Here is a 26,601-nt window from a genome sequence, read left to right on the forward strand (position 1 = left end):
ATTTTGCGCCCCATTTGTGGGGGATTGACAGATCTTTCGGGGCAAAAGGGGCCGTGTGGCTTTTTGAAAGCAGGCCGTGCGATACTAAGGCGCGTGGCTGCAGAAGAAAGACCAAAGATTTTTGAAGGCGCGAAGGACATCTCCCTGTCCCTCGCAGTCGTGGTGATTATGATGCTGCTCGCCGTGGGAGCGACCGGCCTGTGCTCAATTAACTCCGAAACCCAGCAGGGCGCGGTGCAGGAAGTGGATGAACAAACCTTCCTAGACACCCAAGCCCGCGCAGGGGTCGGTGCAATTCGCAATCCCGAAATGCCAGAGGGCTGGGAGGCCAATGCTGCCCGCCGCGTAGATATGGGCGGCGAGAACGCCACCGTGGTCAGCTGGGTGACCGCTGACCAAGGGTTTGTGGAATCTACGCAGACGCAGGTCGCGGCCGATAAAGCGGGCGAGGCCTACGACGCCAACTACCGCGGCATTGAATCCGCCCGCGAGGTCAAGGGGCACCAAGTGCGGGTGCTAGAAAGCGACGATGATTCCGTGCGCCGCCTGTGGGTTACGGATTTGGGCGATGCCCGCCTCATCATCTCCGGCGCCGCGAACGACAGTGACTTTGAGGCGGCTACCGCTGCGTTTATCGACGCCGCACCTATAGCCGGAAAATAACCTCGCCTAAGCCTTCTTCCGCGGCGGTGGCGCTAAGACCGTCGCCGGACTGGGCAATAACTTCAGCTAGGGCCTGCGAATCCAGGCCGCTGAGGCGTGTTTTTCCTGCAAAGACATCGATGTGCTCACGCTGCGAGCGCTGCGGATAAATGGCAATCTCGCGTACTTTGTCGTCCGTAAAGCGCAGCACCACGGATTGGGAGAAGTAGCTCACCTCATTATCGTCGCGGGTGTGTGCAGGACCGAAGAATTCTTCTACGAATTCTCGGGAATCTCCCGCCATGATGGAACCGGCGGCCGCGGATTTCGATACAAAGTCCACGCGCTCGCCTGGATACCCATAAATCTGCACTACTCGTCTCCTTCAGCGTCTGCGTCCTCGGCCTTATCGAGCGCGTCTTCCACACGCTTCGCCGCGCCGTCGAGGTGCGCCTCGCACGCACGGGCAAGGGCCTCGCCGCGTTCCCAATACTTTAGCGACTCATCCAAGCCCATCTGCCCAAGCTCGAGAATCTTGACGGTTTCAATGAGCTCATCGCGAGCTTGCTCATAGCTCAATTCTTCTACTGGGGTAAAAGCATCCTGGCCTGGCTGGCCGGTACCAATGGTGTCATCGGACATGATTTTCTCCTCGTCTCGTGATTAATCGGCGGCCTGGGAGGCCATAGAAACTGCGGTAATAGATCCATCGCCCACCCGAATGCGCAGTTGAGCGCCAGGCGGGGATTGCTTATAAGAGGTGACGACCTCGGGCCCGGAACCGTCCTTGGGTACTACCTGGACAATGGAGTACCCGCGGGCGAGAGTCGCCGACGGTCCCAATGCTGATACGCGGGCGCGCAGCGATTCCACGTGGCGGGTTTCTCGCTCCACCATGATTTCAATTTCTCGCCGCATGGTAGCGCGGGTACGCTCCACCTCTTCGCGGCGCGCACGGATAGGGGTCATCGGGTCTGCCATGACAGGCCGGGAACGAATGTTGTCGAGGCCGCGCCGTTCCCTTTCCACCCAGCCGCGCAGCGCGGCCGCCATGCGAGAGCGAGCCTCTGCGACGATGGCGCGCTCCTCTGCCACAGAGGGTACGACGCGCTTTGCGGCGTCGGTAGGCGTAGCAGCGCGCAGGTCGGCGACGTTATCGAGCACTGGGCTATCCGGCTCGTGACCAATGGCAGAGACTACTGGGGTGCCTGCCGCAGCCACTGCGCGTTGCAGTGCTTCTTCCGAGAAGGGCAGCAGATCTTCCACGGAGCCGCCGCCACGGGCGATGATGATGACGTCGACTTCAGGATCCGCATCAAGTTGCTGGAGCGCATCGATAACCTCAGGTACCGTATTCGCACCCTGAACCGCAGTATTGAGGACGCGGAACTGCACTGCTGGCCAGCGGTCATGAGCTACCGCCATCACATCCCGCTCTGCAGCAGAACCACGGCCGGTAATCAGCCCAATTTTGTGTGGCAGGTAGGGGAGCGGTCGCTTGCGTGCGGGATCGAAAAGGCCTTCAGCAGATAGCTGTTGGCGCAGCTTTTCAATGCGAGCAAGCAGATCGCCAATGCCCACATGGCGAATTTCGGTGGTCCATAGCGAAAAGGATCCGCGTCCCGCGTAAAAGGCAGGCTTACCGTAAACAATGACGCGGTCGCCGTCTTTCAGCGGCGCCGATAATGACTGCAGCATCGATGATGGGCAAGTCAATTGCACGGACTTTTCCTGCTGTACGTCACGCAGCGTGAGGTAGGACAGTTTCCAGGTGGGCTTAAAGTTGATTTGGGTCAACTGACCCTCTACCCACAGGTAGCCCAGGCGCTCGATCCAGCCCTTGACTTGGTCATTGACCTTGCCAACGGGCCAGGGAGTATCCGGTGTATTTGCCGGTTGATTCACACAGCCTCCCTTTCTTCAGTCTGCCGTGTTCTTCCGTCTAGTTTAGGGGCCAGCGCAGTTGATTGTCCCGCTCGGGGTGGCCAGAAAGGTGACGTTAGGCCCCGCTATTGTTTTGCGTAGTGTTTCGATACTCTGGGAGCCATGACTGATGGTAAAAATGTACTTCTCGCGGCCCCGCGCGGATACTGCGCGGGCGTGGACCGCGCGGTCGAGACCGTAGAAAAGGCGCTGGAAAAGTACGGCGCGCCCATTTATGTACGCAAACAAATCGTGCACAACCGTTACGTCGTAGAGTCTCTGGCAGAACGCGGCGTCATCTTCGTCGACGAGGCCTCTGAGGCTCCAGAAGGCGCCCACCTAGTCTTCTCCGCCCACGGCATTTCCCCAGCCGTGCGCGCAGAGGCAACGCAGCGCAAGCAGCTTACTTTGGACGCCACCTGCCCATTGGTAACCAAGGTGCACAAGGAAGCCCAGCGCTTCCAGCGCGATGGCTACCACATCCTCTTGGTTGGCCACGAAGGCCACGAAGAAGTGGAAGGCACCGCCGGCGAAGCTCCTGAGGTCACCCACCTCGTGGATGGCGTCGAGGGCGTCGCCAAGCTGCCAGAGTTCCTGCAGGATGAGAAGCTTATTTGGCTGTCCCAGACCACGCTATCGGTGGATGAGACCATCACCATCGTCAATAAGCTGCGCGAGCGCTTCCCGCACCTGGAGAACCCGCCTTCAGACGATATTTGCTACGCCACCCAAAACCGCCAAGAATCCGTCAAAGCCATCGCCCCACAGTGCGATCTGATGATTGTGGTGGGCTCTAAGAACTCCTCCAACTCGGTGCGCTTGGTTGAGGTGGCGCTCGAGGCAGGCGCCAAAACTTCCCACCTCGTGGATTTTGCCAAGGAAATCGACGAAGCCTGGCTGGAAGGCGTCCAGACGGTCGGCGTAACGTGTGGTGCTTCGGTACCTGAGTTGCTGGTACGCGAAGTACTGGAGTTCCTGGACGAGCGTGGTTATAGCGACGTAGAGCAGGTAACGACTTCTACCGAGACGATTACCTTCGCCCTACCGCGCGACCTGCGCCCAGCACGCACCTAAGTAGCCTTGGCCTATACGGCAGTTAAAACTAAAGAAAGGCCCGGAAACGGGCCTTTCTTTGTGCTTTAATCCTCGTCGTAGAGGTTATCGTCCCAACCTTGCTTGGGCTGTTCCTTCTCTTTCTGAGACGCCGGAACCGAATCGCCAGCGCGCCGGGCAGGATCCGGGCGCAGTGGATTGTTGCGTTCCTCTTGTTGTATTCGGCGACGCTCTTCACGGTCGCGACCACGTAGGCGATCCTTGGGCGCGGGGCGTGATTTCTTCAACGTGTGCGAGGCGCGGGCGCGCTGCGGAGCGACTTGAGACTGCTTGGAGTTCTTTGCCGGTTTATCGCGCGCCATCAAGTCTGCAACCGATAGGCGCTCCTCGCGGTTGCGTCGGTCTTGGTCGGCGTCGGCTCGGCGGGAAGCGGTTTCCATTTCGGCGGTGCGCTTGGCCGTCTTGCGGTAGCGTGCCCAGCGCAGCCAGGCGATGATTGCCGCGCCCACCAGGGCAATGAGGAGCCACAGGAACCTCTGGACAAGGGGGAAAGCCGCGGTGACGATCGCCGTCTTGGAAAACGCCGATGCGCCCTCTGGCAAGTTGGCCTTGGTGATAAAGAAACCGGCCAGGACCACCGTTACGGCATACACAATGGGGATAGAAGCCACGGTGAGGAAGAGCCCCCGTTCTTCTACGATGAGCGCCACCAGCAGTGAGCCGATGACGAGGAACGCGAGGTAAGCCCACCCGATGGTACCCATGAGGATGGAAATCAACGCGCCCGTGAGCAAGATTGCCGCGAGCAGCCCAAGACCCTTGCCCAGCGAGATGCTGGGGAGGCCGGAGCTTTGGGCGGCGGAGGACTTTCTTTGCTTGGCTTGTGACACGTCGGAAGATCCTACCGGTTGCCGCCGGCCCATGGCTATTTCCACGCACGAAAGCGGCGGATTTATAGTTCCGAATTCCCGCGCGGCCAGGTATCAATAGGCAAGGGCTCCCGCGGGGTGCGATCCGTGCGGCCCGGGATATCCATCTCATGCAGTTTGCGGGCGGTGACGCCCACGCGGGAATCGAGCGAGGAAAGCGTGGCGTTATAAGCCTCGACTGCTTTCTCCAGGTTATGGCCCACCTTGCCGTAGTGATCAGAAAGCGTATTCAGGCGTGTATACAGTTCGCGCCCCAAGCGCTGGACCTCCTTAGCCTTGGTGGAAATGTCTTCCTGGTGCCACCCCATGGCCACCGTGCGCAGGAGGGCAAAAAGCGAGCTGGGGGTGGCGATCACTACATTGCGTTCAAAGGCGTACTCGATAAGTTCCGGGTCTACCGATAATGCGGCATCAAGGAAGGGGTCTGCGGGAACAAAGAGGATAACGACCTCGGGCGTTGGTTGAAACGCCTCAATATAGTCCTTCTGCGATAGTGCTTGGACGTGGCCGCGCATTAAATGCGCGTGGCGGCGGAGGAAGCCGGCGTGCTCTTCCGGGTCATCGGTTTCCAGGGCGTCAAGGTAAGAGGTAAAAGGAACCTTGGCATCGACGATGATGTGGCGGCCACCGGCCAAATGGATGAGCATGTCAGGGCGTACGATGCGCCCGCCCAATGGGGCGGAGACCTGGCAATCAAAGTCCACATGTTTGGTCATACCGCCGAGCTCAACCACGCGCTCCAATTGCACCTCGCCCCAACGGCCACGCACATTGGGTGAGCGCAAAGCGGTCACTAGTTTGTCGGTGCGTTCGGTCAGGCGGGAAGAGGTGCGGGTCACCGCCTGCACCTGGCTGGAGAGGGAGGCGAGCAGCGCGGTGCGGTCTTCCTCAATTTCTTGGAGCTGAAATCCCAAGCGGTCCATGGCCTTTTCTAGCGGTTGGAGTTCGGCTTGGCGGCGCTGCGAGTCTTGCAGCGCGCGGTGCTCGGCGCTCGGCGCGGAGCGCGTAGCGGAGTAAGAATGGGCTAACCAGCCCATTACCGCGCCGAGGATGAGGCCGATAAAAAGTAGCAGCACGGGCAAAGTGGAAGTCATGGCTTCCAGCATGGCACGCGTTGCCGACACGGCCCACTATTTTTTCGAATCTCCGTTCAAAAGGCCTTCGAAGGCGTCGCGGGCGCGGCGCAGGTTTGCGCGCATGCCGGGCTTTTCATGTTCTTTGGGAGTGGACTCCACGTTGAGGGCGGCGTCGAGGGAATAGGAATCGCCGTCCGCAGAGACGTCGGCAAACGCGCCTTCTGGGGCTGCATAGTCCGGCATCTTGAGCCATGCTTCGCGCTTATAACGCCCTTGGTCTTCGGTGTAACGGCCGATGAGATAACCAGCAACGGTAGAAAAGTCCAGATCCGCGGCGGACTTTTCACCCGACTGCAGCTTCATCATGTCTTGGCCGTAGCGGTAGACCACCGCAAACATAGCGGCCGTCGGAACCGCGAGGAAGCCACCTATCAGGCCAAAGAGAGCTGAGCCTACCGTTACGGAAACTAGGACGATAACCGGGTGCAGGTCCATAGCCTTGGACTGCAGCCAAGGCGAGAGAACATTGCCTTCCAACTGCTGGACCAGCAACACCAGGCCGAGGACGAGCAGAGCCTTGGTTACGCCAAGGGAGACCAACGCGATGGTGACGGAGAGGGCGCCGGCCACGATCGCGCCGACGAAGGGGATGAAGCCCGCGATAAAGGTGATGATCGCCAAAGCCATGGCCAGCGGAACGCCGATAAGGGCGAGGCCGACGCCGATAAAGACGGCGTCGACAAGCGAGACAACTGCCTGCGCGCGAATGAAGCCGCCCAGTGTCGCCCACGCGCGGGTAAGTAGCTCAGTAAGGTGCCAGCCGGCGCGCTTGCCCGTGGCATCGCGCAGCCAGGGAAGGAACTTAGTGCCGTCCTTCAGGAAGAAGAAGGTCAGCACCAGCACAATAAAGAGGGTGACCAGGATCGATGTGGCCGTGCCGATGCCGGTAAAGACCGAGCCTGCGATGGCGCCGGCACGTTGCTGCAGCCAGGACGCCGCCTCGTCAATGTAGCTACTCATGTCATCGCTATCGAGGTTAAGCGGTGGGCCCTGGGCCCAGAGTTGCAGGCTTTGGATGCCGGAGACCGTCTGCAAATACAGTGACCGGGATTGCCGCATGAAATCTGGGGCAACAAACGCGATGAGGCCGCCGACAGCCGTGAAGGAAACCAATATGGTTACGGCGGCTGCCAACGCAGCGGGAAGGCCAATATCGCGCAGTTTCTTCGCTACTGGTGCCAGAACGGTGCAAATAATAAGGGCCAAAAGTACCGGCAAAAGCCCCTGCCAGAAGTTGCCCAGTAAACGGTAGAGGGCGTAGAGGAAAACGCAGATGATGAGCAGCCGAACGGCCCATAGGGATGCGGACTTAATCACCTCGCCGGCGATGACCGAGCGGTCAACCTGATCGCCTGGTGGATGTGGGGATACATCCTCCAGCTTGCTGGTGTCAAAGCTTTCATCAAACTTATCGCCCAAGCCCGCCTGGGGGTCATCGGGCAGCGGTTGGTTATCAGAATTCACCCCACCATCTTGCCTTAAAAGAAGGCGGGTGCGTTAGGATTGGCCCCGTGAGTCTTACACTAGGAATCGTCGGCCTGCCCAATGTGGGCAAGTCCACTTTGTTTAATGCCCTGACCCGTTCCGAGATCCTGGCGGCGAACTACCCGTTTGCCACCATCGAGCCCAATGTGGGCCTGGTGGAGCTGCCGGATTCCCGCTTGACCCAACTGGCGGAGATGTTTAACTCTGAGCGCATCCTTCCTGCCACCGTGTCTTTCGTGGACATCGCCGGCATCGTCTCCGGCGCTTCCCAGGGTGAAGGTATGGGCAACGCGTTCCTAGCCAATATCCGCGAGGCAGACGCTATTTGCCAGGTGGTGCGCGCCTTCTCTGACGACAATGTCATTCACGTTGATGGCAAGGTGGACCCGCGCAACGATATCTCCGTTATTAATACCGAGCTCATTCTCGCGGACCTCCAGACCATCGAAAAGGCCCTGCCGCGCCTGGAAAAGGATGCGCGCAAGAATAAGGACTTGGCCGCCGAAGTGGAAGCAACCAAGAAGGCCCAGGAGATTCTGGAAGATGATCGCACCCTCTTTGCCGCCGCGAAGGAAGGAGAGATTGACCTCTCCCTCGTGCGCGATTTGCACCTGATGACGGCTAAGCCCTTCCTCTATGTCTTTAACTCGGATGAGGCCGTGCTTACCGACGCCGCTAAGAAGGACGAACTCCGCCAGCTCGTCGCCCCAGCCGAGGCCGTATTCCTCGATGCGCAGACCGAAACCGAGCTGCTCGAGCTAGAAGAAGACGAAGCCCGCGAACTGCTCGAGGCCGTAGGCCAAGATGAGCCGGGCTTAGCTACCCTGGCTAAGGCAGGTTTTGCCACCTTGGGTCTGCAGACCTACCTCACCGCCGGTGAGAAGGAGGCCCGTGCGTGGACCATTAAACAGGGCTCTGCCGCACCGCAGGCAGCTGGAGTCATCCACACCGACTTTGAGAAGAAGTTCATTAAGGCCGAGATCGTTTCCTTCGATGACCTGGTAGACGCCGGCTCCATGGCTGAGGCTCGTGCGCATGGCAAGGTCCGCCAAGAGGGCAAGGACTACATCATGCAGGACGGCGATGTATGCGATTTTAAGATCGGCGGCTAATTCCACACCGCTCTGAAATGGCCCTTTGTTAGAGGGGGAAGGCGCAACCCACTCGCGCGCAAGAGAAGGTAGCGAAGACGAAACTTCCGCGTTACTGTGGGCGGCGCACCCGAACAAAGGAGGTTGCAACATGGCTGAACTAGATAACAAGACCATTGCCATCATCGCTACCGATGGCTTCGAAGACTCTGAGCTGACCTCCCCGTTGGAGGCCGTGAAGAACGCAGGCGCTATCGTGCGTGTCCTCGCCCCAGAGGCCGGCACCATTACCGGCAAGAAGGGCACGGAGATTTCCGTTGACGCCGCTACCGCTGACTCCACTAGCGAGTCTTTCGATGGCATCATTCTGCCTGGCGGTACCGATAATGCTGACCTCATCCGCTTGGATAAGGCTGCGGTGGAAATCGTGCGCAACCACATGAGCAAGGATCTGCCGCTCGGCGCCATCTGCCACGGTGCTTGGATCCTGGCTGATGCTGAAGCCCTCAAGGGCCGCACCCTGACGTCCTTCCCGTCCCTGCAGACCGACCTGCGCAATGCAGGTGCCACCTGGGTAGATGAGGAAGTCCACTGCGACCAGGGCTTGGTCTCGTCCCGCACTCCAGATGACCTGCCAGCCTTTAACGCCAAGCTGGTAGAAGAGTTTGCAGAGGGCCAGCACTAAAGCTTCACGAATTTAAGCCACGGGAGTTTCCCGTGGCTTTTTTCGATCTTGCGCCGGTGTCACATGCCCTATAAAGTTAGGATTTCCAGAAGGGGAGTAGTTCCCTCGGTTAATTCCGAGATGACTGGTCGACATACTGGCGTTTAGCCCGGCCAGCCAGCGCCCGCAGTGCCCGCGGCCGTGAACGAGACCTTCGGTCCGCAACCGAACCGAAGGGAGAAGTGACTATGTCCTCCATAGGCTCAGAGCAGCGCATTCTTGAGCGCTTCATGCAGCTATCCATCGCCGCCGCTGTGGCTACCATCATCCTCAAGGCCTTGGCCGCGTGGTTTACCGGCTCGGTGGGCTTCCTCTCTGATGCCTTCGAATCCCTCGTGAATCTCGTCGCGGCCGTCGCCGGCTTTTATGCCCTCCGGATTGCCTCTAAGCCGGCCGACGATAACCACCAGTTTGGCCACGGCAAAGCCGAGTATGTCTCCGCCTTGGTAGAGGGCGCAATGATTTTTATTGCGGCCGGCATGATCGTGTACACGGCGATCCAACGCTTCTTTGTTCCGCAGCCGATTGAAGAGCCGGGCTGGGGCTTGGCGTTGTCGACGCTTTCTTCCGTTCTCAATTGCGTGGTAGGTATTGCGCTCATACATGCAGGTAAGCGCTACCGTTCCGCCACCTTGGAGGCGGATGGGCACCATTTGCTTACCGACGTCTGGACTTCCGTCGGCGTCCTTGTCGGCATCGCCGCCGTATTCCTTACTGGCTGGTGGTGGCTGGATCCTGTAGTGGCGCTTGCAGTGGGCATCAATATCTTATGGACGGGCTATAGCCTCCTGCGCGATTCGGTGAGTAGCCTGCTTTCTGAGGCGCTTCCCGACGACGAGCGCCAGCACATTCGGCAACTCCTAGTTCGGCTGGAGAGGGAACACTCAGTAACCTTCACGGATCGCCGCACCGTTGCGTCTGGCCGCCAGCGGTTGGTGTACCTGACCATGGAGGTGCCAGGGGAGTGGAGCGTCATGCACTCCCACGAGGTTGCAGACGCAGTGGAAATTGCCCTCGACGAGCTTTACCCAGGCTGCAGTGCGTTCATCCATGTGGAACCAGCCGGCCTGGAAAATCGGCGTCCGTACCTATTCCGCTAAGACTTAGTCTCCTTAGTTTTCTGCTGACCACTGTGGCGAAAGCGCACTAGACCAATATGTGTGTAGGCCCGTTCGGGTGTACGGGCCTGTATACCGCCTGTGGATACTCGGAGAAAAAGTACCCCCTCTTTAGAGAATCCTGTGGGGTAGCTGTCACCGCATTTTGGGGGTGTGGTGAACAGTGGACGATTTGGAGATCGTGAAGGGGTGCATGTAAAGCGCTGCGGGCGAGAGAATCGACACTCGGTTTTCGTGGTTCGGGTGCTTATGGTGCAGGGTTTCCAATGTTATAGAACCGTTACCAACTGTTCTGAGCTGCATTAAGACGGATTTCGGTGAACAAAATTCAGAAAAATTTTCTCTGCCGGTCGAAAAATTTTGAATTCTCCGTATGGTGGTTGTCACAGCAATCAATTGGAGATTTTCACCCCCACACTCCACGTGTTGGGGTTAGAAAATGTCCTTTTGTTTGCTTGAAGATAGCTATACCAATAGCAGAAAGGATTTACTGACAATGGGTAAGAACATTAAGGACCTCTTTAACGCAACCGCATACGACAATAACGGCGAGAAGCTGGGCGATGTTAACGAGGTATTCGTTGATGACCAGTCCGGCCAGCCTACCTTCGTTGAGGTTAACCACGGCCTGTTCGGTATGAACTCCAGCCTGGTTCCGCTGCGTGGGCACGACTTCTCCGGCGATGACCTGAAGCTGGGCTTCTCCAAGGACCGTATCAAGGATGCTCCGGAGTTCGACTCCGATAAGCCGCTGACCCCTGAGGCACAGTCCGATATCTTCAAGCACTACGGTCTGGAAAGCGCACACGACGTAACCGACTACAAGGATTCCAACCTTGACTCCAAGCGCGACGTTCAGGCTGGCGCTGACAAGGATCACAACCTGACCGCAGGTGCTGGCGCTGCTGGTGCTGGCGCAGGTGTTGCAGGTGCAGGCGTTGCCGGTGCACACGCTGACGAGAAGAAGGCAGCCACCCACACCACCGACGCCGCTGCTACCGAGCGAAAGGCTGGCGTAGCTGACAACGCTGCGGCTGCACGCACCAACAACGATGGCGAGCTCATCCGTTCCGAGGAGCAGCTCAACGTCAACAAGGAGCGCGTGGCTACCGGTGAGGCTCGCCTGCGCAAGTACGTTGTGACCGACACCGAGACCGTCGAGGTTCCGGTTGAGCGCGAAGAGGTTCGCGTCGAGCGCACTCCGATCAACGCTGAGGATGCAAAGAACTACAACGGCGCTATCTCCGGTGACTCCGAGGAAGCTTCCGTCACCCTGCATGAGGAGCGCGTAGACGTGAACAAGGAGACCGTTCCGGTTGAGAAGATCAACCTGAAGAAGGACACCGTTCGCGACACCGAGACTCACACTGAGGAGCTGCGCAAGGAGCAGATCGACACCGATGGTGTTGACGGCCTCAAGAAGTAAAAGCGCATAGCTAAACGCCCGCAAGGATTACCTTGCGGGCGTTTCTTTTTGCCTTTTAGGAGACTGGTTTAAGCCTTGACTCCGATGGTCTCGGCCGAGTCAGAATCCATAATGTGCTTGACGCCGTTCTCGGCAGCATCCCAGGTTGCTTTGTCCTGGATGCCGGCGCGCTTAGCCACGATGGTGGCGCACAGCACCTGTCCGGTGACGTTGAGTGCGGTACGGCCCATGTCAATGATTGGCTCGATGGCAAGCAGGAGACCAACACCGGCCAGTGGCAGGCCGAGCGTAGAAAGCGTCAGGGTGAGCATCACCGTTGCGCCGGTGGTGCCTGCGGTAGCGGCGGAACCGATAACGGACACAAAGATGATGAGCAGGTACTGGGTGAAGTCAAGGTCAATGCCGTAGAACTGGGAGACGAAGATGGCGGCGATGGCTGGGTATACGGAAGCGCAGCCATCCATCTTGGTGGTTGCTCCTAGCGGAATGGCAAAGGAAGCGTACTCGGATGGAACGCCCATAGCCTTTTCACTGAATCGCTCGGTAGCTGGCATGACGCCCATCGAAGAACGGGTGACAAAGCCCAGGGAGGTCACCGGCCACACGCGCTTGAAGAAGCCGATGACCGGGATCTTGTTGAATTTCAGTACTGCCGGGTAGACCACGGCAAATACCAGGCCCATGCCGACGTACATGGCCAAGACGAACTTGCCCAGCGAGCCCAGTGCATCCCAGCCGTAGGTAGCTACGGCCTTACCGATGAGGGCCGCGGTGCCAATCGGGGCAAGGCGGATAATCCACCAAAGGATGACCTGAATGACCTTCAGGAAGGATTCGGTAAAACGCAGGAAAGGCTCAGCAGACTTGCCGGTCTTGACAGCGGCGATACCAATGGCCAGCGAGATGACAAGGAGCTGGAGGGCGCCAAAGCTGAGGGATACTTCGCCGTCGGAAAGCGAGGCAGAAAGGCCTACGAAGTTCTGGGGCAGAAGCTGCTCAAAGAACGCGGTCCATGAACCGACGTGGGAAGGATCCTGCGCGGTGGCAGCATCGATGCTTGTGCCGATGCCCGGCTTCATGACGACGGCGACGATGATGCCCGTCAAGACGGAGAAGAATGCGGTAATGCCAAACCATACAAGCGTGGAAACTGCCAGGGAAGCGGCGTTGGCTACCTTGCGCAGATTAGCGACGGAGGTAACAACTGCAGCGAAGATGAGTGGCGGGATCATCACCTTGAGCAGCTGGACGTAGGCGTTGCCGACTCCCGTGAGCAGGGTAGTCAACCAGCCCGGGTTGTCTGGGTCGGTATCCATGCCGGAAGCAATGAAGCCCAGGATAAGGCCGATGATGAGGCCCGCGATGACCTGAGCACCGAATCCCGTGGCCCAGCCGGGAAGCTTGGAGCGCGAAGATTCTTGTTGAGACATAAAGATTCCTTTGAAAATAAAAATGGACAGATCGGACTATTTTTCAGATACTGTCCTGTTCAACTTCAACATCGCTCAGCTTATTCCTTCTACGTCTGTAGGTACAAAGTGCGAGTTATCTGCCGTGGCCGAAACCTCACCTTTCGCGCTCACGGAAAGGTGTTTTTGCGCTGGTTTTAGGGCGCTGGTGAGCGCGAAGGGAGGGGAGCTTGAGCTGTCACATGTCTCCCATTGCTAACTTTAAGTAGCTATTCTCTCTATCTTTCTCAGGAGGAACATTTATGGGCTGGGTTAAACCCCTCGTTGGCATTTTTGCAGTTGGCGCAGTGGCTTCCGTAGCTTTAGGCGGTGGTGATGAAGATACTGTGGTGGTCAATCGAGTGATCGATGGTGACACCATTGACGTCGACCTCGACGGCGAAAATACCCGCGTCCGTCTACTTAATATTGATACGCCTGAAATCGGCCATAACGGCGAACCGAGTGAGTGCCTCGCGGAGGAAGCCAAGCGGTACTTGGAAGGACGGTTGCCAAAGGGGACGGAGGTTCGGTTGGAATATGACTCCGAGCGGACCGACAAGTACGGCCGCACTCTTGCCGGTGTCTTTATTGACGATGACTTCATTAACGCGGATGTCGCGGCCGAAGGGCTAGCCACGGCGGTTGTATTTGGCGGAAACGACAAGTTTTACGACGAAGTGCACAATGCCGAACGCGGCCCTAAAGACGCTGGCGAAGGGATCTTTGGGGTCTCGGACGAGTGCAAGGTTTCCAGCGATGAGGACATGGCCGAGGCGCTTAGCAGCGCAGAAGCTGCGGCGGCAGCATTTGTAGCTTCCGGGGAAGCTGATAGTGCAGGCTACGAGGATGTACTGGACAAGTCAGCAGCAGCGAAGGCCGGATTAGCGGCTCTGACTCACCGCAAAGATGCTCGAAGCACCTTCCAGAAGGCGGCATATCCGGATGCTCCCAAGGAGATTGCCTCGAAGAAGGAACGCGAGCTTGAAGGGAAGGAGAAGCAAGCCCGCGAAGAGCTCGAGAAATTGGAGGAGAAAGAACGGGAGGAAGAGAAGCGCGAGAAGGAGCGCCAGGAAGAAGAACGCCGTCGTGCAGAGCAGCGGCAGGAAGAGATTCGCCAGCAGGAGCACGACGCGCCTGAAGTAGAGGTAGCGGAGCAGCCAACGCTTGACGAGGTGGCTGGCTATCAAGCCCCCGAGCAGCAGCCCGCACCTCAGCCGGTGCCGGTGGTCGATAACTACACCGGGTGCCGAGCTTATGGCGGAAACTATGCCATGACGTCAGTAGATAAGAATGGACGTTCATACGCGAAGATCGACTGCACTACGAAGCAGCAGATCGGTTAGGCAGCCCGCCCTTCGCGCTCACGGGCATGACCCTGAGTGCTTAGAGCATGGCTCCCGGTGAGCGCGAAGGGTGGGAGGGCCCGGGGATATCTGGAATACTGGCAGCATGAAAATCCTCGTAACCGCATTCGACGCCTTCGGCGGAGAGAGCATAAACCCCACGGAACGAGCTCTTCAGCAACTACCGGATCGCATTGGAGACGCGGAGCTCATCAAGCTGGTGATCCCGACGAAGTTCGGGGAATCGCTGCGTCGGGCGTTTGAGGCGGCGGAGGGCTCGGCGGTCGATGCAATTGTATGTTTGGGCCAGGCCGGTGGGCGAGCGCATATCACCCCAGAGCGGGTCGCGATTAACGTTATGGATGCCGATATTCCTGATAATGCGGGTTATCAGCCGGTGGATGTACCGGTTGTGGAAGGTGGCCCGGCGGCATATTTCTCTACGCTGCCGGTAAAGGAAATGGTCGCGGCGGTGGGGGATAGTCCGGCGCGATTGTCGAATACGGCCGGGACTTTCGTATGTAACCAGCTGCTCTATGGCCTCCTGCATCACTTCGAGGGGACGAGGGTGAGCGCGGGATTTGTCCACGTGCCGTATATAACAGAGCAGGAGAAAACGGATAAGCCCATGATGGAGCTAGCGGACATCGTCGAGGGGGTTAAGCGGGCACTCTGGGCGGTGCAAGCTAGTTAGGGTAGCCTTTGTAGCTTTTTGGCTCAGCTAAATATAGATTTAGGGATATGTCTCGCTTTAGCCCTCTCAACTGGCCGGTTGTGCGCCAGCTGCGCAGCGGCGATCCCTTCGGAAGGGACGTCAATACGCAGTCTCAAAAGAGCAAAGATAAGCATGGGCGCACCGTGGAAGCAGACCGCGTGGTGCAGTCGGTGTGCCCGTACTGTGCGGTCGGTTGTTCGCAGCGCGTGTATGTCAAAGATGACCGCGTCATCCAGGTGGAGGGCGATCCGGATTCGCCCATTTCTCGTGGGCGCCTGTGCCCGAAGGGATCTGCGTCGGAGCAGTTGATTAACTCCGCTACGCGCCTTACCAAGATTAAGTATCGTGCGCCGCACTCGACGGAGTGGCAGGATCTTGATGAAGATACCGCGATGGAGATGATTGCGGATCGTTTCTTGGAAGCCCGCCGGAACGGTTGGCAGGATGTGGACGATGAAGGTCGTGCGCTCAACCGCACGATGGGTATCGCCGGTTTGGGCGGTGCGACCTTGGATAATGAGGAAAATTACCTCATTAAGAAGCTGTTTACCGCCGCTGGTGCGATTCAGCTCGAGAACCAGGCACGCATATGACACTCCGCCACTGTTCCTAGTCTAGGAACTTCGTTTGGCCGCGGCGGCGCAACCCAACCGCTGCAGGATATGGCGAATGCGGACTGCATCGTCATTGAGGGTTCTAATATGGCCGAGTGCCACCCAGTGGGATTCCAGTGGGTGGTGGAAGCCAAGAAGCGTGGTGCACGCATCATTCACGTGGATCCGCGTTATACGCGCACGTCTGCCTTTGCGAATCGCCACATTGGCATTCGCGGCGGCACGGACGTGGTGCTTTTGGGTGCGGTTATTAATTACCTGCTGGAAAATGAGCTGTATTTCCATGATTATGTGGTGGCGTATACCAATGCACCGATGATCATCTCGGAGGACTATCAGGACACCGAGGACTTGGATGGTTTGTTCTCCGGCTATGATCCGGAAACTGGAAAGTACGTCACGGATTCGTGGCAGTACGTGCAAAAGCCGGAGGGTGCGTCGTGGAATGTAGAACGCGATGAATCGCTGGAGCATCCGAATTCCGTCTTCCAGATTCTCAAGCGGCATTACGCGCGCTATACGCCTGAGGTAGTGGAGGAGACCTGCGGTATTGCGCAGGAGGATTTCTTCTATCTAGCCGAGTCGATAGCGCAGAACTCTACGCCGGAGCGCACTACCTGCTTTGCTTATGCGTTGGGCTTTACCCAGCACACCTTGGGTGCGCAGTTCATCCGTACCGCAGCTATTTTGCAGCTGCTGACCGGTAATGTGGGCCGTCCTGGATCGGGCATTATGGCGCTGCGCGGTCACGCCTCGATTCAGGGATCTACCGATATCCCGACGTTGTTCCACTCGTTGCCGGGGTATTTGCCCATGCCGAGCGTCGATAAGCAAAGCTGGCCAGAGTTTGTCGATGGAATCCGTAATGAGTCGCAAAAGGGCTTTTGGCAGATTGGTGAGAACTATGCAGTCTCGCTGATGAAGTCCTATTGGGGCGATGCGGCAACCAAGGACAATGGTTGGGGCTATGACCTCATGCCGCGCATCTCTGGCGCGCATTCGACCTATGAAACGCTTATGGCAATGCTGGATGAGCAGGTGGAAGGCTATTTTGTCTTCGGCCAGAATCCGGCCGTGGCGCAGTCCAACGGCGGAATGCAGCGCCGCGGTTTGGCCGCGCTGAAGTGGCTGGTCGTACGCGATTTCCAGGAGATTGAGACCGCCTCCTTCTGGAAGGATTCGCCGGAGATTAAAAACGGCGAGCTCAAGACCGAAGACATCGGCACCGAGGTTTTCTTGATGCCAGCGGCAACCCACGTGGAAAAGGCGGGCACCTTTACTCAGACGCAGCGCATGCTGCAGTGGCGCTTCCAAGCAGCGCCGCCGCCGGGCGAGGCCAAGAGTGACCTGTGGTTCTTCTACCAACTAGGCAAGAAGATCAAGGAGCGCCTGCACGATTCCACTGATCCGCGAGATATTCCTCTGCAGAAGGTCACGTGGGACTATGTGGAAACCGAGGAAGGCGAGCCGAATTCTGAGGATATCCTCAAGGAGATCAACGGCTACTACCTAGAGGGGCCGAAGAAGGGCGAGCTTTTGCCTGCCTTCGTGGAGATGAAAAACGATGGCAGTACCTCGGGTGGCTGCTGGATCTATACCGGCGTGTTTAAGGACGGCATTAATCAGTCCGCGCGCAAGGTTCCGGGTTCGGAGCAAAACGAGGTAGCTCCGGAGTGGGGTTGGGTATGGCCGGCCAACCGCCGCCTGCTCTACAACCGTGCTTCGGCGAAGCCGGACGGCACTCCGTGGTCGGAGCGCAAGAAGTATGTGTGGTGGGACGCCGACCAGGGTAAATGGGTTGGCGATGACGTGCCGGACTTCCCGGCTACCAAGGCCCCGGACTACAAGGCTCCGGTCGACGCCGTGGGCCCGGACGCCCTCGACGGCACCGATGCCTTCATCATGCAGGCGGATGGCCGCGGTTGGCTCTTTGCGCCGACCGGGCTTTCCGACGGCCCATTGCCCACCCACTATGAGCCGCACGAGTCCCCGGTGCACAATGTGCTGTACAAGCAACAGCAATCGCCGACGCGCCTGACCATTAAGCGCCCAGACAACTTGTCGCGCCCAGAGCCAGGCGAGCCGGGCTCGGAGGTGTTCCCGTTCGTCTTTTCCACCTATCGCCTCACCGAGATGTATACCTCGGGTGCGATGTCGCGCCGCCTGCCGTACCTGGCGGAGTTGCAGCCGGGCCTTTTCTGCGAGGTTGATAAGGCCTTGGCAGAAAAGCGCGGCTTGGAAAACGGTAAGTGGGCCACCATCGTCTCGCCGCGCGGCGTGATTGAGGCACAGGTCTTGGTCACTGATCGCATGCAGATGATGAAGATCAATGGTGAGGAGTTCCACCAGATCGGCTTGCCGTATCACTATGGCGAGTCCGATTCCACGGCAGTTGCAGGCGATGGCGCCAATGATCTGCTGGGCCTTACGTTGGAGCCGAACGTATTCATCCAGAATTCCAAGATCGGCGCCTGCGATATCCAACCGGGCCGTCGCCCGCGCGGCGAGGCCCGTGTGGAGATGCTCAAGGAGTATCAGAAGCGCGCGCACCTGAACCTGGATTCCGGCAATGATCTGCTCACCGTGGATGATTCCTTCACCTATAACCCAGAGCCGCAGCAGCCCGCGGATGCGGATGAGCACGGTAAAAAGGGCGAGGAAAGCGAAGAAGGTAAGTAAATGACAAATCTGCTGACCGAAAACGCGAGCCGGCATGGCTACGACAAGTACCGCCGCATGGCCTTTTTCACCGACACTTCCGTGTGTATCGGGTGTAAGGCCTGCGAGGTGGCGTGCAAGGAGTGGAACCGCAACCCGGTAGAAGGCTATGACGTCACGGGTGATTCCTATGACAACACCGGCGCACTGGGTGCAAATACCTGGCGGCACGTGGCCTTTGTGGAGCAAAACAATGACCGCATCGAGCAGGCCCGCGAGGAGGGAAAGAATCTCATTTCCTTGGGCATGCCTTCGGTAGGGGCGCAGGACCCAGAGGTTGATACCACCCCGCCGGATACGGATACGTTCCGGTGGCTCATGTCCTCGGACGTGTGTAAGCACTGCACGCATGCGGGCTGCTTGGACGTGTGTCCTACCGGCGCGCTGTTCCGCACCGAGTTTGGCACCGTTGTGGTCCAGGATGATGTGTGCAATGGCTGCGGCACCTGCGTGGCCGGCTGCCCGTTTGGCGTCATCGAGCGCCGCGATGACGGCGGTGTGGCGCTGAAGTACGACAAGACAGCCACGGTGGACTACGTGGATAATTCCCATGCCGGCGTGAACGTGCTGAAAAAGCTCAAGCAGCTCGCCCCACAAGGGCCGGACCACACGCCAGGCGAGTCGATGCCGATTAAGAACTTGGGCGTGGCCCAAAAGTGCACCATGTGCTACGACCGCCTGAAGCAGGGCGAACAGCCAGCATGTTCTAAGACCTGTCCTACTGATTCCATCCAGTTCGGCCCGTACGAGGAGATGCTGGCCGCAGCCAAGGAACGCGTGCGCGTACTGCACGAGCAAGGCCTTACCGAGGCCCGCCTTTACGGTGCCAACCAGGACGATGGCGTGGGCGGAACTGGCTCCATCTTCCTGCTTTTGGATTCACCTGAGGTCTACGGTTTGCCGCCGGACCCGCGCGTGCCGACGGCCGATTTACCGCAGATGTATAAGACCGCAGCCAAGGCTATCGGCGGCATGGCGCTGGCCGTGGCTGGTTCCTTCCTGATTGGGGGACGCAAATGAGCAACTTTGATGAGTACCGCCCACCGCAGCCAGAGCGCCGCAATCGCTACCGGAAGTTCGACGGTACGAAGCCGAAGAAGAAGCGGAAGCGTCCAGGCGCGGGCGCGCAGGACGGCTCCAAAGAGGAGCGCATGGCGCAGGACTTCGAGTTCTCGTCTTACTATGGCCGACCTGTGGTGAAGGCTCCGCCGTGGGAATGGCCCATCGGCGCCTACTTTTTCTTGGGCGGCGTGAGCGGCGGTTCAGGTCTCTTAGCCGCTGGTGCACAGGCCGCGGGCAATGCACCGCTGCGGCGCACCACCCGTATCTCTGCCTTTGGCGCGGCGGCCGTGGGATCGGTCTTTTTGATTCTGGACTTGGGCCGCCCGGAGCGCGCATTGAACATGTTCCGCGTCTTCAAGGTGACCTCGCCAATGTCGATGGGCTCGTGGATTTTGTCGGGCTTTGCCAGCGCAGCTGCGCTGCCGGCCGCCGCGGAAGTGGATGCGGCGACCGGTCACAAGCTGCCGCTGCCGAAGTTTGTGCGTACGGCGCTGAAGAAATCGGCCGGGCCGGCGGGCGCGGTCGCGGGCGTGCTCGGTGGTCCGCTCGCGGGCTATACCGCGGTATTGCTGTCCAATACCTCGAACCCGGTGTGGAATGACATGAAAAAGCACCTGCCGTATGTCTTCGTTTCCTCGGCGGGTGCGGCGTCGTCAGGCCTGGCTATGGTGACCACTCCGGTCGAGCACGCGGGACCGGCCCGCGTGTTGGGTATGGCCGCGGCAGCCAGCGATCTGGTGGCGACCAAGGTGCTGGAGGAAGGCATGGAGCCGGAGCCGCGCGAGGCGCTGCACGAGGGCAGGCCGGGCGCGTTGATGAAGGCCTCGGAATACTTCATCGCGGCTGGCGGTGTCGGTAGTGCAGTGGCTGCGGTGACGAAGTCGCGGGCAGTCTCGGTGGCTGCTGGGCTATCGCTCTTGGCAGGCTCGGCGTGCACGCGCTTTGGCGTGCTCAATGCCGGGCTGGAAGCGGTGAAGAATCCGGAGACCACCATCGGGCCGCAGAAGCGCCGGGCGGAAAGGCGCCGGCGCGAGCAGGGCCTCGACCACGATGTGGTGAGCCCGGACTAGTCCAGGTCCTGCAGGGCGGGGGCGAGCTCCGAGCCGATGTCTTCCATGCGTTGTTGCTCGGCTGCGGAGTCGCGACCATCACGGTGGAGGTAGTAGTTCAGCGCCACATCGCCCACGGTGGTGACGCAGGTGGTAGACACTGACTCTTCGACCGGCCAGGCAGAGCAGTAAAAGCGCCTGTCAGCGGCGGTGAACTCGAAGGGGGAGTACTCATTGGCGGGGCGCTGTTGCGCGGCGTTTTGGGCATCGAGGTCGTCGTGTAGCAGCTCTAAGTAGCGCTGCGCCGCCTCATCGGGGTCATCGGGGCACACGGGTGCGCCTTCGGCCTCATACTTCGTCCCCAGCAGGCTGACCTGCTCCTTATCCTCTGCACGGTAGAGCACTGAGAAGGAGTGCTCATCCTCGTCGGTGGAGTGTGGGTCGAGCTTCGTTTTAGCGAGCGAATCCGGCAGGGCCTCGCGCACCGCGGCAATACCAACGGGGGAGCAGCCGCTTGGCGATGCCCCTTCGGACGAGCACCCCACCAACCCTGCTGCGGCAAGGGTGGTGGAGGAAAGGGCGAGGAGAAAAGGGATCTGTCGCTGCATCTTAGGCCTTGATATAGGCATCGCCGGTGCGCTCGGTGGTATGGCCGATGACGGGGTAGCCAGGAACCTCGCCGATGAGGAGGAGGCCGCCGGAAGTTTGGGCGTCGGCAAGCAGCACTAGCTCTTCCTCCCTCAAGGAGGTATCGAGGTGCGGGTGCACCCAGTCGAGGTTGCGGCGAGAGCCGCCGGGGATGAAGCCCTCCGCCAGCGCTTCCTTTGCGCCTTCGATGGTGGGCACGGCGGAAAAGTCGAGCTCCGCGGCGATGCCGGAGGCCCGGCACATCTTGTACAGGTGGCCGAGCAACCCGAAGCCGGTGACGTCCGTGGCGGCACGCACGCCCGCCTCCACCGCGGCGCGGGCGGCCTCACGGTTCAAGGTGGTCATGGAATCGACCGCGGCCTGGGAGACTTCGCCGGTGGCCTTGTGCTTGTTGTTGAGGATGCCCACGCCAATGGGCTTGGTCAGGGTGATGGGCAGGCCGGGCTCGGCGGCGTCATTGCGCATGAGCTTGTCGGGGGCCACGATGCCGGTAGCTGCCATGCCGTACAGCGGTTCGGGCGCGGTGATGGAATGGCCACCGGTAACGGAGATGCCGGCCTTGGTGGCTATGTCCATGCCGCCGCGCAGGACCTCGCGCAGCACGTCCAGGCCAAGCTTCTCATTGGGCCAGCCCACCAGGTTAATGGCGGTAACCGGGGTGCCACCCATGGCATAGACGTCAGAGAGCGCATTGGCCGCAGCCACTCGCCCCCAATCGTAGGGGTCATTGAGCATGGGCGTAAAAAAGTCCGCGGTGGAGATAACCGCCAGGCCATCTTGAATCTTTACGGCTGCGGCATCATCGCCATCATCTAGGCCAACCAGCACGTTAGGGTCGGCCTTGCCTATCAGGCCCTCGACGGCAGACTCAAGTTGGCCAGCGGGAATCTTGCAGGCGCAGCCGCCGCCGGCGGCAAAAGAGGTGAGTTTAATATCTTCGGTCATATCGCCATTTTACTCATCCCGAGGAACTATTTGGCTGCACAGCAAGGTAGGGAACCTGTGTGTGGCGCGATAGGACATAGGGCGCCGAGGTTTCCACCTCGGAGCGGCATGGTGGAGGTATTGCGTGACAGGTGTGCCGGCACCGGGGAATGCCCGTGTAAGGTGAGCACACGGAGGCGTACGTGTCCTGGTGGGCGCCCCGGTCTTCAAAACCGGTGAGGCCGAGCATCTCGGTCTGGCAGGTTCGATTCCTGTCCGTCTCCGCCACTCGCGCGCAAGGAGGAATGCCACAGTGCCCACGCCCACGCCTGCTGCCAGCCCGGATCCCCGCAGGAATATTCCCCGCATGGACGAGCTGCTCCAGCTGCCGGAAGTAGAATCCGCGCGCCAGCGCCTAGCCGAGCACACCATCCGCGCGATACTCCAGGGCGCAGTCGCCCGAGCGCGCCGCGGTCAGCTGCCTGTTAGCGAGATACCCGCAGAGATTGCGCAGCGCCTGGAACAAAAGAATGCGCATTCCCTGCACCCAGTCATTAACGCCACCGGCGTCATCATTCATACGAACTTAGGGCGTGCCCCGCTTCCCAGCGCCGCGGTAGAGGCCCTGCACGCCGCTGCCTCCTATACAGATGTAGAAATGGACTTGGGCTCGGGCAAGCGATCCAGAAATCGCGGCGCCGGAGCCACGGCCGCGCTGCTCGCAGCCTGCCCCGGTGCAGAAGATGCCCTCGTGGTCAATAACGGCGCCAGCGCCTTGCTCCTGGCCACCGCCGCGCTCGCTCCCGGCAAAGAGGTCATCATCTCGCGCGGCGAGCTCATCGAGATCGGAGCTGGCTTTCGCCTGCCCGAGCTCATCGAGTCCACGGCCACGCGCCTCAAAGAAATAGGGGCGACTAACCGCACGCACCTGGCCGACTACGAGCGCGCGCTGGGCGTCAACACTGGCGCTATTTTGAAGGTGCATCCTTCCAATTTCCGCATCGAGGGCTTTACCTCCGCAGTCGGGGTAGAGGAACTGCACAGCTTAGCGGTGGAGCACGATACGCGACTCATCGTGGACTTGGGCTCCGGCCTGCTCACCCATGACCCGGCGCTGCCAGAAGAACCAGATATCCAGGCCCAGCTGCGCGCCGGCGCCGATATCGTCATAGCCTCCGGCGATAAGCTGCTTGGCGGTCCGCAGGCAGGAATCTTACTCGGTACCAAGGAGGCGATTGCTGCGGTGAAGAAGCACCCGCTGGCGCGTGCGGTGCGCATAGATAAGCTGCGTCTCAACGCGTTGGAGGCGGCCATTTCGACGCCCTCGAATGCGGTGCAGGACGCCCTCCACCTCGATCCCCAGACACACCGCGAGCGCACGGAAGCCATTGCACAGGCAGTCGGGGCGGAAGTCGTGTCTCATGATGGCCGCGTGGGCGGTGGCGGGGCGCCCGAATACCCGCTGCCCGGCTTCGCGGTGAGCCTGCCCGAGCGCTATGCGGACGCGCTGCGCCGCCAGGACCCGCCCGTAGTAGGTCGCGTGCATCAGGGCCGCTGCTTGGTGGATATTCGCTGCGTCCCTGCCGACCACGACGCCGCAGTTATTGCCGCTATTAAGGCGGTGAGCTAGGTGTACGTCGTCGCTACTGCCGGCCATGTGGACCACGGCAAGTCCACCCTGGTGCGTGCACTTACGGAGATGGACCCGGACCGGTGGGAGGAAGAAAAGCGCCGCGGGCTGACCATTGATTTGGGATTTGCCTGGACTACGCTGCCTTCTGGCGCGGATGTGGCTTTCGTAGATGTGCCCGGCCATGAAAAATTCTTAGGCAATATGCTCGCTGGCGTGGGCCCAGCCCCGGTGGTCCTCTTTGTGGTTGCGGCCGATGAGGGATGGCAGGCCCAGTCCACCGACCACCGCGATGCCTTGCGTGCGCTGGGAGTAGAGCACGGCATTATTGCGCTCACTCGCAGCGATCGCGCCACCGTGGACCGCACCGCAGAAATCCGAACGCAGCTGGCCGGCACCCCGCTTGCCGACGCCCCCATTATTCCCGTATCCGCTCCTACCGGCGACGGCATTGCGGCGCTGCGGCAGGCGCTCGATGAGGTCCTGGCCGCTGTGCCCGTTCCCGATGCACAGGCACCCGTGCGCCTGTGGGTGGACCGCGCCTTTAGCGTGAAAGGCGCGGGCACCGTGGTTACCGGAACGCTCGCCGCGGGCACTCTGCGCGTAGGCGATAGCCTCAAGGTAGCCACGGCTAGTGGGGAAAGGGACGTGGAAGTCCGTGGCCTGCATAGTGAAAATCGCGCGCAGGATTCACTCGGCCCCGTCACTCGCGCGGCCGTCAACTTGCGTGGGGCGGATGCCGCCGATATCCACCGCGGTGACGTGCTGCTTACCCCGAGTGCGTGGCGCTTAGTGGACCACCTCGATGTCCGCCGCACCTTTGGCGCGGAGCTCGACGGGCTGCCCGATAACCTCGTCGTGCACACCGGTACCGCCGGGGTAGAGGCCCACCTGCGTCCCCTGTCTGCCGATTTCGCGCGCATCAGCCTGGCGCACCCGCTGCCGCTGCAGCTCCTTGATCGCTTCGTAGTGCGCAGCCCTGGTGGCCGGCACGTCGTCACTGGGGTAGAGGCAGTCGATCTGCGCCCGCCGGAGCTTAACCGGCGCGGTGACGCCCGCCGCCGCGCAGAAGAGCTCAGTGCCCAGAACTCGTTCCGTGATCCTGCGTCTTACCTGCGCCGCGTCGGCTTCGCCCGGGTGGATGACCTAGCCCGCGATGGCTTTACTACCGCAGCGCCGCCGCAAGGCATTATCGCCTTCCGCGACTGGTGGATTGCCGCTTCCCAAGTTACGCGGTGGAAGCACACGCTTACCGACGCCCTGCATGCCCACACCGCCGCCCATCCCCTGGCGCCGGGAATGCCCCGCAAAGCAGCCATGGACGCCCTCGGCCTGCAAGAAGAAGGCTTGCTGGGCCTAGCCATCGCCGCTGCGAAGGCGGAAAGCAGTGAGGGAGTGTTACGCCTTCCCGGGCAGCGGGCGGACCTCGGTGCGGCGGAGCGCGGGATTGCTGCCATCGAGGAAAGGCTTAAGGCAGAACCTTTTGTGGCACCCGAAGCAGATGACCTCACGGAGCTAGGCTTGGGCCCCAAGGAACTTGCCGCCGCCGAGCGCGCCGGGCGCCTCCTGCGCCTTAAGCAGGGAATCGTGCTCTTGCCCTCAGCTCCTGAGGAGGCGCGCCGGCGCCTTGCCGGACTGGAACAACCCTTTACTCTCTCGGCTGCCCGCCAGGCGCTAGGTACCACGCGGCGGGTAGCCATCCCGCTGCTGGAATACCTCGACGCCCAGCGGATTACTCGCCGCGGCGACGGGGGCCAACGCACCCTGCGCTAACGAGGCCCCTGTGGCCGGTCGTCGCACCTACTTGCGGTGATTGCCCCCGCGGTGGCGGGACGTGTCGCGGGCTACGCGCCGGGCCCGCACGCGCGCGGATTCGGAGGAAAAGCGGCCCGGTTCTTCGGCTACCGGCAGCGCACGCCAGCTGAAATTCTGATCGCCCGGGATGGAGGAGACCAACTCCGCCAGCTTGGCGCTGGCCTGCGGTTGTTGTGCTCGCTCATTGTGCTGCTGAGTTGGCGCATCTGGCTCAGCGGGTACAGCCGGCTGGACCTGTGGCCCTTTCGGGCGGCGTGAGCCGGTGGGCAGCGCCGTCACGATGGCCTCGCCGGCAAGCGTGTGCTCCCAGACCTCGGGTTGAGCCGGTGTGGCTGCGGGCGCAGCAGTGGGAATCGCAGGTTGTGGCGCGGGCACGCGCAGCGGTGGAACAGCGGGGGAGAAGAGCTCCGCGGGGATGGCCTCATTGGCGGGGATATCGACGGCAAGCATGCCGTGGCTCGCATAGGCGCGGGCGGAAAGCCCCGCTCCAGAGCCGCTGGCCGCGGCGAATGCGGCGCGCAGTCCAGGAAGCGCGGCACTGTCACCGATGGGGCCGAGCACCATATCGTCGCAGGTGGCCACTGCGGTGCCGGCAAGGTCTTCCAGTGTGACGAAGAATTGCTGCGTGCCCATGCTCTCCAGCTGGGCGGGCGATAGGTCGCCGGCGGCGGCATCGATGAGCACGCCTTGCCCACCGGAGAGCAGCGCGGTTCCTTGCGGTTGGTCGTTGACCGGCACCATCCACGGCCACAGGCCCAGTGACACGGCAACCTCGACCTGGCCGTCAACTACCTCCACGGTGGCGATCGTCTGCGGCTGGGCGGAGGAGGCCTTCAAGCGCTCCAAGGCGGGATACTCCGCCGCCTCGACCTCGTCCAGGAACCCTAAGAAACCGAAGTCCGAGCGAACGCGCCAGCCGTTGGTATAGGTATCGGGCTCTAGGGAGACGTCGACAAGCGCAGCGTGCTTCGCCACGCCGGGGATACTCAATGCGGTGCCCAGCACTGGGTGCTCGAGGACTGCAACATGCTCCACACCGAAGTAACTAGTCGCGAGCGGGTAAAGCGCCATAGAAAGTCACTCCCAAGGTTAAAGGCCGGTAAAC

General features: G+C 60.4%; 23 protein-coding genes and 1 tRNA gene. 14 read left to right on the plus strand and 10 right to left on the minus strand.

Features of this window, described 5'->3' with window-relative positions; translation table 11 throughout:
• Window positions 1-93 precede the first annotated feature (93 nt).
• On the plus strand, window positions 94-663 hold the full coding sequence (locus tag MHY22_RS02085) for a DUF4245 domain-containing protein (RefSeq protein WP_239277853.1): 570 nt from the start codon (window positions 94-96) through the stop codon (window positions 661-663).
• On the opposite strand, the gene MHY22_RS02090 is transcribed toward MHY22_RS02085, so the two are convergent.
• Genes MHY22_RS02090 through xseA form a run of 3 tightly spaced genes read right to left on the minus strand, consistent with a single transcriptional unit; the run spans window position 647 to window position 2,547 of the window.
• Complete coding sequence (locus MHY22_RS02090) at window positions 647-1,015, minus strand: hypothetical protein (protein WP_239277854.1); 369 nt, start codon at window positions 1,013-1,015, stop codon at window positions 647-649. The genes MHY22_RS02085 and MHY22_RS02090 overlap by 17 nt on opposite strands.
• Window positions 1,015-1,284, minus strand: coding sequence for an exodeoxyribonuclease VII small subunit (locus MHY22_RS02095; RefSeq protein WP_005327444.1), 270 nt, complete (start codon window positions 1,282-1,284; stop codon window positions 1,015-1,017). Before MHY22_RS02095 ends, MHY22_RS02090 begins: the two co-directional genes overlap by 1 nt.
• Before the next feature lie 21 nt (window positions 1,285-1,305).
• A complete protein-coding gene (gene xseA / locus MHY22_RS02100) occupies window positions 1,306-2,547 on the minus strand; it encodes an exodeoxyribonuclease VII large subunit (protein WP_239277856.1) in 1,242 nt (413 codons plus the stop codon).
• Window positions 2,548-2,688: 141 nt separating this feature from the next.
• On the opposite strand from xseA, the gene MHY22_RS02105 reads away from it, so the two are divergent.
• Window positions 2,689-3,639: a 4-hydroxy-3-methylbut-2-enyl diphosphate reductase gene (locus tag MHY22_RS02105; protein WP_239277857.1), complete on the plus strand. Its 951-nt coding sequence runs from the start codon at window positions 2,689-2,691 to the stop codon at window positions 3,637-3,639.
• Window positions 3,640-3,704: 65 nt separating this feature from the next.
• On the opposite strand, the gene MHY22_RS02110 is transcribed toward MHY22_RS02105, so the two are convergent.
• From MHY22_RS02110 to MHY22_RS02120, 3 genes are all read right to left on the minus strand, one after another.
• Entirely contained in the window at window positions 3,705-4,508 is an 804-nt protein-coding gene (locus MHY22_RS02110; protein ID WP_239277858.1) for a Yip1 family protein, read from the minus strand.
• Between the two features lie 62 nt (window positions 4,509-4,570).
• Complete coding sequence (locus MHY22_RS02115; protein WP_239277859.1) at window positions 4,571-5,641, minus strand: DNA recombination protein RmuC; 1,071 nt, start codon at window positions 5,639-5,641, stop codon at window positions 4,571-4,573.
• Window positions 5,642-5,677: 36 nt separating this feature from the next.
• Window positions 5,678-7,147 (minus strand): AI-2E family transporter, encoded by a 1,470-nt coding sequence (locus tag MHY22_RS02120; protein WP_239277860.1) that lies wholly within the window; start codon window positions 7,145-7,147, stop codon window positions 5,678-5,680.
• A gap of 47 nt (window positions 7,148-7,194) precedes the next feature.
• On the opposite strand from MHY22_RS02120, the gene ychF reads away from it, so the two are divergent.
• The 4 genes from ychF to MHY22_RS02140 all read left to right on the plus strand — a co-directional run bounded on the left by ychF (window position 7,195) and on the right by MHY22_RS02140 (window position 11,527).
• Entirely contained in the window at window positions 7,195-8,280 is a 1,086-nt protein-coding gene (ychF, locus tag MHY22_RS02125; protein ID WP_239277861.1) for a redox-regulated ATPase YchF, read from the plus strand.
• Between the two features lie 130 nt (window positions 8,281-8,410).
• Window positions 8,411-8,944, plus strand: coding sequence for a type 1 glutamine amidotransferase domain-containing protein (locus MHY22_RS02130; RefSeq protein ID WP_225747178.1), 534 nt, complete (start codon window positions 8,411-8,413; stop codon window positions 8,942-8,944).
• 227 nt (window positions 8,945-9,171) lie between these two features.
• Complete coding sequence (locus MHY22_RS02135) at window positions 9,172-10,083, plus strand: cation diffusion facilitator family transporter (RefSeq protein ID WP_239277862.1); 912 nt, start codon at window positions 9,172-9,174, stop codon at window positions 10,081-10,083.
• A 514-nt stretch (window positions 10,084-10,597) separates the two neighbouring features.
• Complete coding sequence (locus MHY22_RS02140; RefSeq protein ID WP_239277863.1) at window positions 10,598-11,527, plus strand: PRC and DUF2382 domain-containing protein; 930 nt, start codon at window positions 10,598-10,600, stop codon at window positions 11,525-11,527.
• Between the two features lie 68 nt (window positions 11,528-11,595).
• Here the strand turns inward: MHY22_RS02140 and MHY22_RS02145 are convergent, their stop codons facing one another.
• The gene (locus tag MHY22_RS02145; RefSeq protein ID WP_239277864.1) at window positions 11,596-12,957 is read right to left on the minus strand and encodes a dicarboxylate/amino acid:cation symporter; all 1,362 of its coding nucleotides are present in this window, start codon (window positions 12,955-12,957) and stop codon (window positions 11,596-11,598) included.
• Between the two features lie 281 nt (window positions 12,958-13,238).
• On the opposite strand from MHY22_RS02145, the gene MHY22_RS02150 reads away from it, so the two are divergent.
• From MHY22_RS02150 to nrfD, 5 genes are all read left to right on the plus strand, one after another.
• Complete coding sequence (locus MHY22_RS02150) at window positions 13,239-14,321, plus strand: thermonuclease family protein (RefSeq protein ID WP_239277865.1); 1,083 nt, start codon at window positions 13,239-13,241, stop codon at window positions 14,319-14,321.
• Between the two features lie 106 nt (window positions 14,322-14,427).
• Window positions 14,428-15,015 carry a pyroglutamyl-peptidase I gene (locus tag MHY22_RS02155; protein ID WP_239277866.1) on the plus strand — a complete coding sequence of 196 codons (588 nt, stop codon included), beginning with the start codon at window positions 14,428-14,430 and terminating at the stop codon, window positions 15,013-15,015.
• A gap of 47 nt (window positions 15,016-15,062) precedes the next feature.
• Window positions 15,063-18,329 (plus strand): formate dehydrogenase-N subunit alpha, encoded by a 3,267-nt coding sequence (gene fdnG, locus MHY22_RS02160; RefSeq protein ID WP_239277867.1) that lies wholly within the window; start codon window positions 15,063-15,065, stop codon window positions 18,327-18,329.
• Entirely contained in the window at window positions 18,330-19,388 is a 1,059-nt protein-coding gene (locus MHY22_RS02165; RefSeq protein WP_239277868.1) for a 4Fe-4S dicluster domain-containing protein, read from the plus strand.
• Window positions 19,385-20,500 carry an NrfD/PsrC family molybdoenzyme membrane anchor subunit gene (gene nrfD, locus MHY22_RS02170; protein WP_239277869.1) on the plus strand — a complete coding sequence of 372 codons (1,116 nt, stop codon included), beginning with the start codon at window positions 19,385-19,387 and terminating at the stop codon, window positions 20,498-20,500. Before MHY22_RS02165 ends, nrfD begins: the two co-directional genes overlap by 4 nt.
• Here nrfD and MHY22_RS02175 read toward each other — a convergent pair.
• Both MHY22_RS02175 and selD read right to left on the minus strand, forming a co-directional pair.
• Window positions 20,497-21,087, minus strand: a complete 591-nt coding sequence (locus MHY22_RS02175) for a hypothetical protein (protein WP_239277870.1) — start codon at window positions 21,085-21,087, stop codon at window positions 20,497-20,499. The genes nrfD and MHY22_RS02175 overlap by 4 nt on opposite strands.
• 1 nt (window position 21,088) lies before the next feature.
• Window positions 21,089-22,072, minus strand: coding sequence for a selenide, water dikinase SelD (selD, locus tag MHY22_RS02180; protein WP_239277871.1), 984 nt, complete (start codon window positions 22,070-22,072; stop codon window positions 21,089-21,091).
• A gap of 172 nt (window positions 22,073-22,244) precedes the next feature.
• On the opposite strand from selD, the gene MHY22_RS02185 reads away from it, so the two are divergent.
• From MHY22_RS02185 to selB, 3 genes are all read left to right on the plus strand, one after another.
• Window positions 22,245-22,339 (plus strand) — tRNA-Sec (locus MHY22_RS02185).
• 25 nt (window positions 22,340-22,364) lie between these two features.
• Window positions 22,365-23,681 (plus strand): L-seryl-tRNA(Sec) selenium transferase, encoded by a 1,317-nt coding sequence (gene selA / locus MHY22_RS02190; RefSeq protein ID WP_370658824.1) that lies wholly within the window; start codon window positions 22,365-22,367, stop codon window positions 23,679-23,681.
• Window positions 23,682-25,454 (plus strand): selenocysteine-specific translation elongation factor, encoded by a 1,773-nt coding sequence (gene selB, locus MHY22_RS02195; RefSeq protein WP_239277872.1) that lies wholly within the window; start codon window positions 23,682-23,684, stop codon window positions 25,452-25,454.
• A gap of 27 nt (window positions 25,455-25,481) precedes the next feature.
• On the opposite strand, the gene MHY22_RS02200 is transcribed toward selB, so the two are convergent.
• Window positions 25,482-26,567 carry a hypothetical protein gene (locus MHY22_RS02200; protein ID WP_239277873.1) on the minus strand — a complete coding sequence of 362 codons (1,086 nt, stop codon included), beginning with the start codon at window positions 26,565-26,567 and terminating at the stop codon, window positions 25,482-25,484.
• Window positions 26,568-26,601: the final 34 nt, after the last annotated feature.

This window comes from Corynebacterium sp. ACRPO (assembly GCF_022347205.1).
Taxonomy (GTDB): Bacteria; Actinomycetota; Actinomycetes; order Mycobacteriales; family Mycobacteriaceae; genus Corynebacterium.

Bases quoted from the DNA above. Each gene is read 5' to 3' on its own strand.
- MHY22_RS02115 (WP_239277859.1), bottom strand. From the start codon at position 5,641: ATGACTTCCACTTTGCCCGTGCTGCTACTTTTTATCGGCCTCATCCTC.
- MHY22_RS02155 (WP_239277866.1), top strand. From the start codon at position 14,428: ATGAAAATCCTCGTAACCGCATTCGACGCCTTCGGCGGAGAGAGCATA.
- MHY22_RS02165 (WP_239277868.1), top strand. From the start codon at position 18,330: ATGACAAATCTGCTGACCGAAAACGCGAGCCGGCATGGCTACGACAAG.
- MHY22_RS02175 (WP_239277870.1), bottom strand. From the start codon at position 21,087: ATGCAGCGACAGATCCCTTTTCTCCTCGCCCTTTCCTCCACCACCCTT.
- MHY22_RS02150 (WP_239277865.1), top strand. From the start codon at position 13,239: ATGGGCTGGGTTAAACCCCTCGTTGGCATTTTTGCAGTTGGCGCAGTG.
- MHY22_RS02145 (WP_239277864.1), bottom strand. From the start codon at position 12,957: ATGTCTCAACAAGAATCTTCGCGCTCCAAGCTTCCCGGCTGGGCCACG.
- MHY22_RS02095 (WP_005327444.1), bottom strand. From the start codon at position 1,284: ATGTCCGATGACACCATTGGTACCGGCCAGCCAGGCCAGGATGCTTTT.
- MHY22_RS02200 (WP_239277873.1), bottom strand. From the start codon at position 26,567: ATGGCGCTTTACCCGCTCGCGACTAGTTACTTCGGTGTGGAGCATGTT.
- MHY22_RS02135 (WP_239277862.1), top strand. From the start codon at position 9,172: ATGTCCTCCATAGGCTCAGAGCAGCGCATTCTTGAGCGCTTCATGCAG.
- MHY22_RS02105 (WP_239277857.1), top strand. From the start codon at position 2,689: ATGACTGATGGTAAAAATGTACTTCTCGCGGCCCCGCGCGGATACTGC.
- nrfD (WP_239277869.1), top strand. From the start codon at position 19,385: ATGAGCAACTTTGATGAGTACCGCCCACCGCAGCCAGAGCGCCGCAAT.
- MHY22_RS02140 (WP_239277863.1), top strand. From the start codon at position 10,598: ATGGGTAAGAACATTAAGGACCTCTTTAACGCAACCGCATACGACAAT.
- selD (WP_239277871.1), bottom strand. From the start codon at position 22,072: ATGACCGAAGATATTAAACTCACCTCTTTTGCCGCCGGCGGCGGCTGC.
- MHY22_RS02130 (WP_225747178.1), top strand. From the start codon at position 8,411: ATGGCTGAACTAGATAACAAGACCATTGCCATCATCGCTACCGATGGC.